The sequence below is a fragment of the Janthinobacterium sp. HH106 genome (assembly GCF_001758725.1).
GTDB lineage: Bacteria > Pseudomonadota > Gammaproteobacteria > Burkholderiales > Burkholderiaceae_D > Janthinobacterium.
Genome location: NZ_LRIC01000073.1, coordinates 130,684 through 144,374 on the forward strand (window position 1 = coordinate 130,684; position 13,691 = coordinate 144,374).

13 protein-coding genes are annotated in these 13,691 nt (G+C 62.9%); 10 read left to right on the top strand and 3 right to left on the bottom strand.

The window, feature by feature from the left end:
• Positions 1–25: 25 nt before the first annotated feature.
• The 3 genes from JAB8_RS30080 (at position 26) to JAB8_RS27345 (ending at position 4,531) form a co-directional block, all read left to right on the top strand.
• On the top strand, positions 26–964 hold the full coding sequence (locus tag JAB8_RS30080) for a PEP-CTERM sorting domain-containing protein (RefSeq protein WP_083287965.1): 939 nt from the start codon (positions 26–28) through the stop codon (positions 962–964).
• Between the two features lie 77 nt (positions 965–1,041).
• Entirely contained in the window at positions 1,042–1,632 is a 591-nt protein-coding gene (pnuC, locus tag JAB8_RS27340; RefSeq protein ID WP_083287966.1) for a nicotinamide riboside transporter PnuC, read from the top strand.
• A 331-nt stretch (positions 1,633–1,963) separates the two neighbouring features.
• Positions 1,964–4,531: a TonB-dependent receptor gene (locus JAB8_RS27345; protein ID WP_070292379.1), complete on the top strand. Its 2,568-nt coding sequence runs from the start codon at positions 1,964–1,966 to the stop codon at positions 4,529–4,531.
• A gap of 23 nt (positions 4,532–4,554) precedes the next feature.
• Here JAB8_RS27345 and JAB8_RS27350 read toward each other — a convergent pair whose 3' ends face one another.
• Entirely contained in the window at positions 4,555–5,361 is an 807-nt protein-coding gene (locus tag JAB8_RS27350; protein ID WP_070292380.1) for a response regulator, read from the bottom strand.
• A 348-nt stretch (positions 5,362–5,709) separates the two neighbouring features.
• On the opposite strand from JAB8_RS27350, the gene JAB8_RS27355 reads away from it, so the two are divergent.
• Genes JAB8_RS27355 through JAB8_RS27370 form a run of 4 tightly spaced genes read left to right on the top strand, consistent with a single transcriptional unit; the run spans position 5,710 to position 10,373 of the window.
• Positions 5,710–6,240, top strand: coding sequence for a spore coat protein U domain-containing protein (locus JAB8_RS27355; RefSeq protein WP_070221609.1), 531 nt, complete (start codon positions 5,710–5,712; stop codon positions 6,238–6,240).
• A gap of 12 nt (positions 6,241–6,252) precedes the next feature.
• The gene (locus tag JAB8_RS27360) at positions 6,253–6,981 is read left to right on the top strand and encodes a fimbria/pilus periplasmic chaperone (RefSeq protein WP_230492231.1); all 729 of its coding nucleotides are present in this window, start codon (positions 6,253–6,255) and stop codon (positions 6,979–6,981) included.
• 36 nt (positions 6,982–7,017) lie between these two features.
• Positions 7,018–9,366, top strand: coding sequence for a fimbria/pilus outer membrane usher protein (locus JAB8_RS27365; protein ID WP_070292381.1), 2,349 nt, complete (start codon positions 7,018–7,020; stop codon positions 9,364–9,366).
• Complete coding sequence (locus tag JAB8_RS27370; RefSeq protein ID WP_070292382.1) at positions 9,366–10,373, top strand: spore coat U domain-containing protein; 1,008 nt, start codon at positions 9,366–9,368, stop codon at positions 10,371–10,373. Before JAB8_RS27365 ends, JAB8_RS27370 begins: the two co-directional genes overlap by 1 nt.
• Here the strand turns inward: JAB8_RS27370 and JAB8_RS27375 are convergent.
• On the bottom strand, positions 10,370–10,606 hold the full coding sequence (locus JAB8_RS27375) for a hypothetical protein (protein WP_139143201.1): 237 nt from the start codon (positions 10,604–10,606) through the stop codon (positions 10,370–10,372). The genes JAB8_RS27370 and JAB8_RS27375 overlap by 4 nt on opposite strands.
• 244 nt (positions 10,607–10,850) lie before the next feature.
• Here JAB8_RS27375 and JAB8_RS27380 point away from each other — a divergent pair, with 244 nt between their 5' ends.
• The 3 genes from JAB8_RS27380 to JAB8_RS27390 all read left to right on the top strand — a co-directional run bounded on the left by JAB8_RS27380 (position 10,851) and on the right by JAB8_RS27390 (position 13,054).
• On the top strand, positions 10,851–11,408 hold the full coding sequence (locus JAB8_RS27380) for a helix-turn-helix domain-containing protein (RefSeq protein ID WP_070221606.1): 558 nt from the start codon (positions 10,851–10,853) through the stop codon (positions 11,406–11,408).
• Positions 11,409–11,563: 155 nt separating this feature from the next.
• The gene (locus JAB8_RS27385) at positions 11,564–12,001 is read left to right on the top strand and encodes a CHRD domain-containing protein (protein ID WP_070221605.1); all 438 of its coding nucleotides are present in this window, start codon (positions 11,564–11,566) and stop codon (positions 11,999–12,001) included.
• Positions 12,002–12,100: 99 nt separating this feature from the next.
• The gene (locus JAB8_RS27390) at positions 12,101–13,054 is read left to right on the top strand and encodes an AEC family transporter (protein WP_070221714.1); all 954 of its coding nucleotides are present in this window, start codon (positions 12,101–12,103) and stop codon (positions 13,052–13,054) included.
• On the opposite strand, the gene JAB8_RS27395 is transcribed toward JAB8_RS27390, so the two are convergent.
• On the bottom strand, positions 13,038–13,691 hold the full coding sequence (locus JAB8_RS27395) for an FMN-binding negative transcriptional regulator (RefSeq protein ID WP_070292384.1): 654 nt from the start codon (positions 13,689–13,691) through the stop codon (positions 13,038–13,040). The two genes, JAB8_RS27390 and JAB8_RS27395, sit on opposite strands and share 17 nt — an antisense overlap.

Consider the following 13,691-nt stretch of genomic DNA (forward strand, 5'->3'; position numbering starts at 1 on the left):
GCCAGAATGGCCAGGGAAGTCAAGCATGGCATCCACTTTTCCCTATACGGAGGACTTAAAGGGACCCGACACAAGGGCTCTGCGCAAGATGCATCGGCCGGTGACAGCATTTTCTCTTTTAAAATATCTATTTGATAATATTAAAAAACAGTGGTTTAATTGTTTAGTCGCTAATTTTGGCAACTGCCACTTTGAGGAATCTATGGCACATCAATTGTCCGCTCTGGCTGCCGTTCTGGCTTTTTCCCTCTCATCCAGTGCATTTGCTGGTACCACGATAGGAACGCAAGGTTTTACGATTAAGGATACTTGGGGCGAGGGCCTCAGGTTGATCTCCGATAGCAACAATGTCGCCAAGTTCGACCTGACAAATATCGCCGGACTCAACTATTCGTTAACGGATACGAATCCTTGGTCGGCTGGCAATGGGACACTCGATTTTTTCGATGTCAGCGCGCGCGATGGCTATCGCGTGATCAGCGTTGAGTATAGCGGCGTGATCAGCGGCGAATTGATACCGGCACCTGATTACCCCGACAGTTGGCCTTATTCGTATTGGGGGGGCACCGCGACAAACAATTCGCAGGCATATTTTGGTACCTACGCCGAAGACACCGACCTGGCCAATAATTCGCAAAAAGTATTAACTTTCACAGATCTTAATGGCACTGTGCCGTTTTCCCTGAAAAATAGTACGCAGCAGCTGCCGCAAACGTTTAAGATTTGGCTTGAGGTCTATGCTTGGGTTTCGGGGACGCCAGGTGGCGGACAATGGTTTCCGGGAGAGGGAGATGACGGCTACTATTCCTGGATGACACCATCGACTGCCAAGCTGGGCATTCTCAATCCCGTTCTGACGCTCACCTATGCCCCGCTCTCGGCCGTACCGGAACCGTCCACGTACGCGATGTTGCTGGCCGGCCTGGCTTTATGTGGCATCGTGCGTCGTCGTCGGGCAGGCTGATACTGCATCGCGTGATGCAGGGGAGCAAATCGGCTATAGTGGCGCGGTGCCACCACTGCCCCGCAAAGGAAATCCGCTTGACTCCCCCGCTCGAGATCGCCGCCAATGTTTTGATGACTGCCTCCATCATCCTGGCTGGACGCAATAATATCCATTCCTGGTGGATCGGCATGGTCGGCTGCGTGCTGTTCGCCGTACTGTTTTTCCAGGTCAACCTGTACGCCGACGTGATGCTGCAGCTGTTTTTCATCGTCACCTGCGTCATCGGCTGGCTGCAATGGCGGCGCGGCGCCGGCGGCAAGCCCTTGCCGATCACGCGCACGGGCCGGCGCATTCTGGCCTGGGTGGTGCCGGCCGGTATCGCCTCCGTGGCGATCTACGGCATGCTGCTGCACCGCTTCACGAATGCCTACGCGCCCTTCATCGATTCGGCCGTGCTGGTGTTCAGCATCATCGCGCAATTTTTGCTGATGAGCCGGCGCATCGAAACGTGGGCCTTCTGGCTGCTGGTCAACACCGTGGCCGTGCCGCTCTACTACAGCCGCGGCCTGCACCTGACGGCCGTGCTGTACGCGGCCTACTGGGTCAATGCCGTCATTTCCTGGTACTGGTGGAGCGTGCAGGCGCGCCGCGCGGCGGCCGCGCCGCAGGCGATGGCCGACGCCTGATATTGCCAAAGACCAAGTCCTTAGATTCAAATCGTATATACAATCAATTTTTAATTCGTTCACGCCATAAAGACGCCGGGATATAGTGGCCTTTCCCCGCTTACCGGTGTCTTTTATGTTGCGCATTAGTCCTTCTCCCTGTTTTTATGCCGTCCGGCACCAGCTGACCATGCAATGCATGGCGCAGTGGATGCCGGTGCGTGCCCGGCCACGCATCCCCTAAGTCATTCCCATCCGTTTCGTTGTCGTTTGCCCGCTGGCCCATCCGGTCCGCGTGCCCCTGCTCGGCCTTTTTATCGGAAAAAGGCTGCAATCCCAATAAGAGGAAACCATGTTCAAACCACTCGCCATCAGTCTTGCCATCGCCGCCGCCTTTCCCGCTGTCTCCACCATCGCCCATGCCGAGGACGACATGTTGCGCGTCAACGTGACCGGATCGAATATCCGCGTCAGCGAAAAAGAGGGTGCCAGCGCCGTGCAGGTCATCACGGCCAAGGAATTGAAAGCCAGCGGCAAGACCAGCGTGTCGGATGTGCTGCGGGCCATCTCCGCCAACAGCGGCAACAGCTACAACGAACAATATACGGGCAGTTTCTCGGCCGGCACCTCGGGCCTGTCGCTGCGCGGCATCGGCCAGAAAAATACCTTGATCCTGGTCAATGGCAAGCGCGTGGCCAGTTATGCGACGGCGCAAAACCTGCAGGAAACCTTTGTCGACCTGAACAGCCTGCCGATGGCGGCCGTGCAGCGCATCGAGGTGCTCAAGGATGGCGCCTCGTCCGTCTACGGTTCCGATGCCGTGGCCGGCGTGGTCAATATCATCCTGTACAAGGAATTCACAGGCACGGACATCACGGCGCAGTGGGGCGGCTCGACCGAAGGCACGGGCCAGCATGAAAAGAGCGCGGCGCTGCAGACGGGTTTCGGCAAGCTCGAGGAAGATGGCTACAGCCTGGTCTTCTCGGTCGATGCGCAGCAGCGCGACAAGCTGCAGCAAAGCGATGTGGCGTGGATGCGCGATGCGGACTTCCGCAACCAGCAGCGGGGCAGCCTGGGCTGGGCCATCACCAACTATGCGGGCACGGACCCGACGAAGACCCTGGGCGGCGTGCGCGGACCATTGCAGCTGGTTAATTATGGCGACATCACACCCGGCAAGACGGGACAAGTGCTGGCGTATAACCCGTCGCCATATAAAACCCTGATTCCCGGCATCCAGCGCGTGCACACGGCCGCGCGCGGCACCCTGAAGCTGAATGCGGATACGGAAGCGTATGTCGACCTGCTGCACAGTTACTCGCGCGCCGACCAGACCTTCAGCGCGCCATTGACGGTGAACAACGCCACGCGCGTGTGGAACAACGCTACCCAGGCGCTCGACACGATTCCCGTCGTGCTGCCCGTGGGCCATCCGAACAATCCGGGTACGACGCCCCTGCCGTTCACGGCCACCCTGTTCGACCTGGGGCCGCGCCTGAAACAGGACAAGGTCACGTTCTACCGCGCGCTGGCGGGCGTCAAGGGCACTTTGGCGGGCTGGGACTGGGATGCGGCCGTCGGCCACTCGAGCAGCAAGCTGGAGGAAACCGTGCAGAACTTCGTCAACCGCTACGCATTCCAGCAGGTGCTGGCCGATGGCAGCTATAACTTCTTTGATCAGGCACAAAACAGCGAAGCGGTGCGCAACCGCCTGCGTCTGTCGACCCTGCGTCCGGCCGAATCGACCCTCGACACCGTCGATTTCTCGGCCGCGAAAGACCTGTGGCAGTTGCCGGCCGGCCCGCTGGGCTTTGCCGCCGGCGCGCAGTGGCGCCGCGAAAAGATGGATTCGCAAACCTCGACGGCCGTCTTGTCGGGCACCGAGCTGCGCCCGGCCATCAACATCATCAACGGTTCGCGCAGCGTGTCGGCCCTGTTTGCCGAATTGAACGTCCCGGTGGTGAAAGACCTGTCCGTCAACCTGGCGGGCCGCGCCGACCATTACAGCGATTTCGGCAATGCGTTTTCGCCGAAGGCCAGCGCGCGCTACCAGGCGGCGCCGTGGCTGCTGGTGCGCGGCACCGTGTCGCGCGGCTTCCGCGCTCCGTCGCTGCCGGAAATCACGCAAAGCACGGCCGTCAGCTATGTCAGCGTGCTCGATCCGAAGGACCCCGTCACGCCCACGCAGACGCGCGGCGTGACGGCCATCACCATCGCCAATACGGCGCTGCGCCCGGAGCGCTCGAATAACCTGAACCTGGGCGTGGTGGTCTCGCCCACCAGCAGTTCGAGCATCGGCCTCGATTACTACCGCATCAGGCAGGATGGCGTGATCGGCACGGAAAGCGCCACCACCACGCTCGCCAATGAAGCATCGGCGCCGCAAAAGATCACGCGCGACGCCGATGGCCGCATCACGACCCTGTACCGCCAGTACCGCAACCAGGGCCAGCGCGAAGTGTCCGGCATCGACCTGGACCTGCGCCAGCGCTTCGTCGACAAGGACTGGGGCAAGCTGACCCTGGCCGGCCAGCTGAGCCGCGTGCTGCGCTTTGCCGAACCGCTGTCGGACGGCGCGCCGCTCACCGATGGCGCCGGCACCAATTATTTCGGCTCCATCCCGAAATGGCGCGGCGTCACCTCGGCCACCTGGGAGCAGGGCAAATGGTCGTCCACGCTGACCTGGAATTACGTGGGCAGCTATGCGCAAAATACGCATCTCGATGAATCGGTGGCTGCCTTCAGCACGTTCGACGTGACCACCAGCTGGCAAGTCACGCCGGCGGCGAACGTCACCTTCATCGTGCAGAACCTGGCCAACAAGCGCGCGCCGTGGGATTACTCGGCCTCGGGCTTCGACTATACGCAAGCCGATCCGCGCGGGCGCTTCGCGTCGCTCAAGCTGAACTATAAGTTCTAGGGTGCGGGGGGCATGCGTGCCCCTCAGTGCCCGTTCGACACCTGCCGCTGCCCCGCCTGTTCATGCAGGCGCTGGCGGTAGGCGCTGGGTGTGACGCCCATGCGTTCGCGGAAGGCCGTGGCGAAGTTGCCCGCGTTGTGAAAGCCGATCAGGAGGGCGACATCCTGCACGTCGATTTCCGTCTGCTGCAGCAGTTCCACGCCGCGCGCGATGCGCGCTTCGCGGATGAAGGCGAAGACTGTCATGCCCGTCTGCTCGCGGAACATCAGGGTCAGCTTTTCGCGGTAGGTGCCCACGCTGCGGGCGATTTCGGACAGGTTGGGCAGGCTGCCCAGGTTGTCGAGGATGAGTTGTTTGACGGCATTGACGAACACGAGGTCCGGATGTTGCTGCCGGTCGCCGACCGGGGTCGCCGCGGGTAATGTGCTGTTGCTTTTACGCATCAATCCCAGGTGGATATGGATGCGCGCGGCCAGTTCTTCCGGCAGGAACGGCTTTGCAATGTAATCGACGCCGCCCACCTGCAAGCCCATGACGCGCTCCTTGGCGGCGTCGGCGCCGCTGAGAAAGATCACGGGAATCTGTTCCGTGTCGGGATTGGCCTTGAGCAAACGGCACGCCGTGTAGCCATCCATCTCGGGCATGCGCACGTCGAGCAGGATCAGGTCGGGATGCGTGGCCAATGCCAGCTGGTAGCCCTGGTAGCCATTGAAGGCAATGCTGAAGCGGTAGGGCTGCTCGCTGAGCAGCTCCATCAGCATGCGCTGCTCGAACGCGGAATCGTCCACGATCAAGATGTTTTTTCTGATGGTTTCGCTGGTCAATGGCATGGCATGGATGACTTAACCAAATAGCAAGTTGTGGCTTATTATGCCTCGCTTTTTCTTTTTTTTCTGCTTTTCTCGTATTTCAAAAGATGTTTCTCCGCGAGAAGAAGCGCGGATTTCCTATATCGCCAATAATTCACTCATGCATTGATTTTAAGCAATGTCGATTGCCAAAAAATCTGTTTTGCCAATGCTGCAAACAATGCCGGAGTCCCTCGCTTTCTGACTCTCGGCGCAAGTATGTTGTCGTCCTGGTTTGCGTGCCCCAGAAAACGCCGGCAATACCGTGACTATCCTCGAGCCCTTCATGCCGATGGGCGCATTAATGATGTTCCGTCATCAGGAGGTATCATGTTGCGAGTTATTTCACCCCGCTTGACCGCTGCCGCCAGTGTCGTCCTTGCTGCGACGGCCCTCCTGCCTGGCTACGCCGATGCCGCTGTGTATTTGAACGGCAGCAATACCACGACCTTTGACGTGACCCTGAAAATCATCGCCAACTGCACCATTGCGGCTGCCAATCTCGACTTTGGCCAAAGTCAGGGCGTACTGGCTACTGCCGTGAACGTCAATACGACCGTGAATGTCACCTGCACCAATACCACGCCGTACAACGTGGGCTTGACGGCGGGTACGGGCACGGGCTCAAGCGGCACCACGCGCTATCTGAGCGGCACGGGCGGCAACCTGGGGACGGTGCAATTCAACCTGTTCCAGACGGCCGGCAGCACCTTGTGGGGCGATACGCAGGGCACGAATACCGTCGGCGGCACCGGCAACGGCGCGTCGCAGCCGCTCACGGTGTACGGCAACATTCCGCCGCAGGCGACGCCGGCGCCTGATACCTACAAGTCGACCATCACGGCCACCGTGTACTTTTAAGCCAGGCGCTGCGTGAACGCCGGTTCGATTTCGCTGCTGAAAAGCGTACTGGCGCTGCTGGCCTGCTGCGCCGCCGGCGCGAACGGCGCCAATTTGCAGATTTCGCCGGTGACACTCAATTTGCGCGCCGCTCAGAATGCCGCGGGTATCAACTTGCAAAATCTCGGCGACCAAGCCATCTACGGGCAGGTGCGGGTGTTCGCCTGGGACCAGCGCGATGGCGAAGAAGTGCTGGCGCCGACGCAGGAGCTGGTGGCCAGTCCGCCGATCGTCGAAATCGCCGCCAACAGCCGGCAGACCATCCGCCTCGTGCGTGCCCAGGCTGGCCCTGTCGCGCAGGAAAAGACGTATCGCGTGCTCATCGATGAAATCAGCCGCGAGGATGATGCGGGTCGCAGCGGCGTCGATATCCGCCTGCGCTATTCTGTGCCCGTTTTCGTGCTGCCGGCCGCTGCGCCGGGCAAGGAAGTGCTCGACTGGCAAGTCTTCCGCGAGCGGGGCGAGTGGATGTTGCGTATCAAGAACAGCGGCAATGTCCATGCGCAGATCGGGGCGATGACGTTGACGAACCAGGCGGGCAAGGAGTTTGCCGTCAGCAAGGGGCTGTTTGGTTATGTCCTGGCCGAACGCATGCGCGTATGGCGCCTGCCCGTCGCCAGGGAGGCCGAACTGGATGGGCCGTTGAGTATTGCGGTCAATGTGAATGCGAAGGCGCTCATTGCCAAGAATTCGACACCTTGAACATGGCCGCCATGGCGGGCGCGACCGGCGTGAAGCATGAAACGCGCGCTGGCAGCGTTGCTGTTGCTGGTCATGGCGCCGCTGGCCAGGGCCGATGGCGCGGCAGCCGTGACGGGCGCCGATCCGGGGCCGGCCAGCTTGCCCACCGATCCGGCGGCGCCGAATGAACTGTATCTGGAGGTAAGTGTGAATGCTGTTTCAACCGGGCTGATCTTGCGTTTTACCCAGGTGGGCAAAACCTTGCGCAGCAGTGTGGCGAACTTGCAGCAGCTGGGGCTGGACCCGGCGCGCGTGGTCGCGCCCGGTCAGACCGAGGTGGCGCTCGATGCGGTTCCGGGACTCAGCTATGAATATGATGCGGCGCGCCAGAGCGTATCGCTGCAGGTGACGGACGACTTGCGCGCGCCGTACCGCATCGATGCGCGCCTGGCGCCGCAGACGCCGCCGTCGCGCGTCACGCCCGGCGCCGTGCTCGATTACGAAGCCTATGCGGAACTGGGCCGGACACGGCGCGCGGCCATCTTCAACGACTTGCGCTATTTCAATGACAGCGGCGTGTTCAGCCATACGGGTACCGTGAACCTGGGGGGAGACCAGCGCAAGTACATGCGCTTTGACACCTTCTGGAGCCATGCCGACCCCGAGACCCTGCAAACGTGGCAAGTGGGCGACCTGATCTCCTCATCGCTCAGCTGGAGCCGCGCCGTGCGCGTGGGCGGCGTGCAGTGGCGCAAGAACTTCCAGCTGCGCCCGGACCTGCTGACCTTTCCCGTCGCCTCCGTCGATGGCACGGCGCTCGTGCCTTCGTCGCTGAGCCTGTATGTGAATGGCGTGCAGCAATATGCTGCCAGCGTGCCCAGCGGTCCGTTTGTGCTGAACCAGGTGGCCGGCATCAATGGCGCGGGACAAGCCACCCTCATCACGCGCGATGCACTGGGGCGCAGCGTGACGACCGTGCTGCCCCTGTATGTCGACACGCGCATGCTGGCCAGCGGCTTGAGCGATTACTCGGTCGAGGCGGGCGCCGTGCGGCGCGACTATGGCCGCCGCCTGTTCGGCTACGAGCGGCAACTGCTTGCCAGCGCTTCCGGCCGCCATGGCGTCAGCGACAGCTTCACCATCGAAGGCCATGCGGAACTGGCTGCCGGCCTGTACCAGGCGGGGGCGGGCGCGCTGGTGCGGCTGGGCCAGGCGGGCGTGCTCAGCGGCTCGCTGTCGGCCAGCGCCGGCCGCAGCCGTGGTGCGCAGCTGGGCGCCGGGTACCAATATGTGGGGCCAAGCTTCAGCGTCGATGCGTACAGCGTGCACGCCAGCGCCGGGTTTGGCGACCTCGCTTCGCGTGATGGCAGCCCCGTGGTGCGCGCGGCGGACCGCGTCACCGTGAGCCTGCCTTTGCCGGCGGGAAGCAGTATCAGCAGCAGTTATATCGGCTACCGCACGCCCGGCGCACCGTCATCGAAGCTGGCCACCTTGGGCTATTCGGCGACCCTGTTTCACGGCCTGTTCCTGAATGCCAGCCTGTTCCAGGATTTGCGGCAACGCGAGAAGCGGGGCTTTTATGTCGGCTTGAGCATGGCCTTCGACAACAATCTGGCCATCAGCACGAGCGGCAGCCGGCAAAACGGCGAGAGCGGCCGCAGCGTCAGCGCGCAGCGCGCGGCGGACTTTGGCGGCGGTGCCGGCTGGAACTTGCAGGCTGGCACGGTGGGCCGCAATGCCTATCGGCAAGCGCAAGTGGAATACCTGGGCAATAACGGCCGCGTGGATGTGCGCACGCAAAGCGGCGGCATGGGCAATGCCTCCTCGCTGGGCGCGGCCGGCGCGCTGGTGCTGATGGATGGGCATGTCGAGGCGGCGCGCCAGGTGGGCCGCGGTTTTGCGCTGGTGTCCACTGGCGGTGTGGGCAATATTCCCGTGCTGCATGAAAACCGCCAGATCGGCGTGACCGACAGGGGCGGCTATCTGCTGGTACCGAATTTGAATCCTTATGGCAATAACCAGATCAGCATCGCCACGGATGAGCTCGACGTTGACGCGCGCGTGCCCGTGACCAATATGAATGTCGTGCCGCAACAGCTGGCGGGCGTGCTGGCCGCCTTTCCCGTCGAACGCTACAGCGCCGCCACCGTCATCGTGCAAGGCGCCGACGGCAAGCCGCTGGCCACGGGCTTGCCCGTGCTGCATGTGCAAAGCGGCAAGCAGACGGTCATGGGATTTGACGGCATGGTGTTCGTCGACGATCTGCTCGAGCAGAATCAGCTGCAAGTCGGCGAGGGCGACAGCGCGTGCACGGTAGGTTTTGCCTATGTGCGTCCTGCCGCGGGCGGCTTGCCCGTGATCGGACCGCTGCGCTGCGCTGCCGCCGGCGCCGGGGGAGGCCGCTGATGCGCCGCCTGCTGCCATGTCTGACCCTGCTGCTGGGATGCGCCTGGGGCGGCGCGGCGCAGGCGGCCGATACCTGCACGGTGAGCATGACGAATATCGATTTCGGCGCCGTCAGCCCGATTTCCGGCAGCGATTACGTGGCGCAGGCAACGGGCACCTTCAGCTGCCTGTTTTCGTCGCTGAACCTGGGGCAGTTGCTCACGCCCAACGCACAAGTGTGCATCTCGCTGGGGCTGGGCACGAATTCCACCTCGGCCCTGCCGCGCAAGCTGGGCAATGGCAGCAACCGCATGGAGTACAACGTGTACGTGGACAATTCGTATGCCACGGCGAAGATCTGGGGCGGCGCCGGCGTGGCGGGCGCGCCGTCGACCTTCGGTATCATTTTGTCGGCCGGCTTGCTGGCCCCGCCCGGCACGTATTCCACCACCTTTACCGTGTATGCCAGGATACCCGCTGGCACGGCCCTGGCCGCCGTGCCCACGGCCGCCAATGCCAATACGGTGTACACGTCGAGCTTTGCCGGCCAGGGCACCTACACCTACACCACGTATGGCCTCGTCAACCTGTTTGGCTGCACGGCCAGCAGCGGCAGCTTCGGTTTCGCGGTCAATGCCACGGCCGTCAACGACTGCACCATCGCGGCCAGTCCGATGGCATTCGCGAACGCTTCCATCCTGACGGGCAACTTGCGCAGCACCAGTACCTTGTCCGTGCGCTGCGTGAACAACAATGCCTACCAGATTGCCCTGAACGGCGGCAGCGTGGCGGCCAACGTGGCGAACCGGCAAATGAAAAACATTGTAACGACGGACAAGGTCAGCTACCTGCTGTCGTCGACGCTCGATGGCCCGCTCTGGGGCGATGGCACGTCAGGCACCAGCATGGTGACAGGCACGGGCACGGGCGCCAGCGTGCCGCTGACGATTTACGGCCGCGTGCCGGCGCAGGTGTCGCCGCGCCCCGGCGACTACAAGGACACGGTGACGGCAACGATCTATTTTTAGAACGTGACGGTGATGAGGCCGGTGTCCGATGGCGTCGCCTGCTGTTGCAGCAGATAGGGCGTGTTGTGCTGGCAGCGCACCTGGGTGCTACCGCGCTGCGAGACGACGGTGCACGCTTCGTGGACGACGAAGGTGGCCTGGAACGATGCGGAGGAAACGGTGGCGGCGGCGGTGGTCTGGCAGAGGGAGAGGGCGAGCAACATTGGCAGGGAGGCAAATTTCAAAGAAGTCATCGTAAGCGTATCAGGTGAAAAACGGACGGGAAACAACATTCTCTGACGCCGTTTCGCACACCGGGACGGGAGAAGCTGGACTAAGCATGATTGTACTGGAGCAAGAAAAGTGTGATTTTTCGCGTATTTTCAAGCCCTCCACGGGGCGGGAGACGGCTTGCAAAGCGATAGTAAGTAAGTTTCCGTGTGGCAACCGTAGGATTTTTTTTTAATTGTTGTGTTGGATCAACGTGAGGAGACGGTCATGAAACATACCAACTTTAATAATTTGCCTTGCCCCATTGCGCGCAGCCTGGGCAAGGTCGGCGAATGGTGGAGCATCCTCATCCTGCGTGAAGCGTTTTATGGCAAGACGCGCTTTGACGAATTTGAAAAAAGCCTCAAGATCGCGCCCACCATCCTGACGCGCCGCCTGGCCGACCTGGTGGAAGGGGGCTTGATGACGCGCCGCCTGTATTGCGCCAAGCCGCCCCGCTACGACTATGTGCTGACCAAGTCCGGGCGCGCCTTCAAGCCCGTCTTGCTGGCGTTTATCGCCTGGGGCAATGAAAACTTCGCGCCCGAAGGCGCCAGTCTCGTCATCGCCAGCCGCGACACGGGCCTGGCCGCCGATCCGGTGCTGGTCGACGCCACGACGGGCTTGCCCATCAATGATGAGTATTACGCGTTCGCGCCAGGGCCTGCCGCCAGCGACAGCATGCGCAACATCATCCTCGATGCGGAAAAAAGCAGCGGCATCGCGCCCAAGCCGAAGGCGCCAGCAGCCAATCGCGGCTGGGTGGCGGAAGGGCATCTGGTCTGAGGCCGGGTGGCGGGCGCGCGCCAAGTTTGTCGCAAAGCAAGACGGACTGCACGGCATGGCGTTACTGTCGCACCATGCAACTCAAGTGCGGCGCAGACCCGGCTGTGCGGGCATGGCGCCATCCGTGATCCGATGTCCGTTGAAGGAGTACTGCGATGACCACATTGCCGCAACACCTACGCCGCGCCGCCACTGTGCTGGCGCTGGCCGCCCTGCTGGGCGCCTGTTCCCATGGCCCGCATCACCCGGGCGGCCATGACGTCACCCTGACGGGCGCGCAGGAAGTGCCGGCCAATACCAGCACGGCCACCGGCAGCAGCAATATCCGCGTCGCGCACGACCGCAGCGTCAGCGGGGGCGTGCGCTACACGGGCATGGCGGCCACCGTCGCGCATATCCATGAAGCGCCGGCGGGCGTCAACGGCCCCGTCATCGTGCCGCTGGTGAAAACCGCCGAAGGCATGTTTGCCGTGCCGCCGAACACCATGCTGACGCCGCCCCAGTATGCGAGCTACCAGGCCGGCAACCTGTATGTGAACGTGCACAGCGCGGCCTACCCGGCCGGCGAGATCCGCGCCCAGCTCAAGCCATAGCCTGCCACCGGCGTTTTCTCCGAAACCTCCTTGGGCCGCGCGAGCGGCCTTTTTTTGCGCCAGGCGGCCGGCCAGTGCGGCGCGCTACAATGGCGTTTCATGCTGACCATCCTTGCCATCACCTTTCCCTTCTTCGCCCTGGTGCTGTGCGGCTATCTGGCCGTGCGGCGCACGCTGCTGCCGCTGGCCGCCATCGGCGGCTTGAACAGTTTTGTCCTGTACTTCGCGCTGCCGTGCATGCTGTACCGCTTCGGCGCCGCCACGCCCGTCGCGCAACTGCTCGACGCCAGCGTGTTCTGCGTCTATCTGCTGTGCGCCCTGATCATGGTGGGTGTCACCACGGCCATGACCCTGAGCCACCGCATCGACTGGAACAATGCTGCCTTCGGCGCGCTGGTGGCGGCCTTCCCGAACACGGGCTTCATGGGCGTGCCCTTGCTATTGACCTTGCTCGGACCCCGTTCCTCGGGCCCCGTCATCGTCACCATCGTCGTCGACATGCTCATTACCAGCTCGCTGTGCATCGCCCTGTCGCGCATCGGCAGCGGCGGCGCGCACGGCAGCCGCGCCGCCGTCGTCAACGCCTTGAAGGGCATGGCGGGCAACCCGATGCCGTGGGCGATCGTGCTCGGTGCCCTGTCGTCGTGGCTGGAACTGGCCTTGCCCAAGCCTTTGACGCAGACGGTGGGCCTGCTGGCCGATGCCGCCTCTCCCGTTGCCCTGTTTACCATCGGCGCCGTGCTGGCCCGTTCGCAGATGAGCACGAGCGACCCGGCGCCGCTGGGAGAATATGTGCCCGTGGCGCTGAAAAAACTGCTGCTGCATCCTCTGCTGGTGTGGGGCATCGGCAACGCGGCCATCGCGCTGGGCGCGCCGCTCGATCCGTTCGCGCTGACCTGCATGGTGCTGGTGGCCTGCCTGCCCAGCGCCAGCAACGTCGCGCTGCTGTCGGAACGCTTCGGCGCGAACACGGCGCGCATCGCCCGCATCATTTTAGTGTCGACGGCGCTGTCGTTTTTGACGTTTTCGGCGGCCGTCAGCTGGCTGGCGTGACGTTGGCGGCGATCAGCGCGCCCAGCGCCTGCGCCGGGCCGGGGTGATGATCGAGCGCCAGGCCGTGCGCCATGCTGGCCTGGTCCTGCATGCTGCGGTTCTGGCCCAGCTTCCATTTTCCTTCCAGGCGCGTGAGGGGAATCTCGATGCCGACGATGGCTTTCAATAGCTTGTCGATATAGCCGGCCGGCGCGTCGCTTACCTGCCACGGCGCGGCTTGATCCGCCTCGTGGCGCGCCGTCAGCCGCTCCACCAGTCCCAGCAGCCACGCCGCGTCGTCGATGGCGCGCAGGGGGCCATGCGCGTGCACCACCGCATAGTTAAAGGTGGGCACCTCCTTGCCGCTGCGCTGCTTTTCCGCATACCAGGCGGGCGTGATGTAGGCGTGCGGCCCCTGGAAGATCACCAGTGCGTCGTCGCTCCCGCCGGCGGCGCGCCAGAGCGGGTTGGCGCGCGCCACGTGGGCGCGCAGGATGCCGAATGGCGCATCAAGCGTGGGCGCGGCGATCTCGAACGGCAGATGGTCGGCGCACAAGCCATCGGCACCGTGGCGCACGAGCGCGCCCAGCGGGTGACTGTCGATCAGACCATGCAGCACGTCGAGGCGCTCTTCGCGGAAGGTGGCGGGCGTGTACAT

Bases quoted from the DNA above. Each gene is read 5' to 3' on its own strand.
- JAB8_RS30080 (WP_083287965.1), top strand. From the start codon at position 26: ATGGCATCCACTTTTCCCTATACGGAGGACTTAAAGGGACCCGACACA.
- JAB8_RS27345 (WP_070292379.1), top strand. From the start codon at position 1,964: ATGTTCAAACCACTCGCCATCAGTCTTGCCATCGCCGCCGCCTTTCCC.
- JAB8_RS27350 (WP_070292380.1), bottom strand. From the start codon at position 5,361: ATGCCATTGACCAGCGAAACCATCAGAAAAAACATCTTGATCGTGGAC.
- JAB8_RS27355 (WP_070221609.1), top strand. From the start codon at position 5,710: ATGTTGCGAGTTATTTCACCCCGCTTGACCGCTGCCGCCAGTGTCGTC.
- JAB8_RS27365 (WP_070292381.1), top strand. From the start codon at position 7,018: ATGAAACGCGCGCTGGCAGCGTTGCTGTTGCTGGTCATGGCGCCGCTG.
- JAB8_RS27370 (WP_070292382.1), top strand. From the start codon at position 9,366: ATGCGCCGCCTGCTGCCATGTCTGACCCTGCTGCTGGGATGCGCCTGG.
- JAB8_RS27375 (WP_139143201.1), bottom strand. From the start codon at position 10,606: ATGACTTCTTTGAAATTTGCCTCCCTGCCAATGTTGCTCGCCCTCTCC.
- JAB8_RS27380 (WP_070221606.1), top strand. From the start codon at position 10,851: ATGAAACATACCAACTTTAATAATTTGCCTTGCCCCATTGCGCGCAGC.
- JAB8_RS27385 (WP_070221605.1), top strand. From the start codon at position 11,564: ATGACCACATTGCCGCAACACCTACGCCGCGCCGCCACTGTGCTGGCG.
- JAB8_RS27390 (WP_070221714.1), top strand. From the start codon at position 12,101: ATGCTGACCATCCTTGCCATCACCTTTCCCTTCTTCGCCCTGGTGCTG.
- JAB8_RS27395 (WP_070292384.1), bottom strand. From the start codon at position 13,691: ATGTACACGCCCGCCACCTTCCGCGAAGAGCGCCTCGACGTGCTGCAT.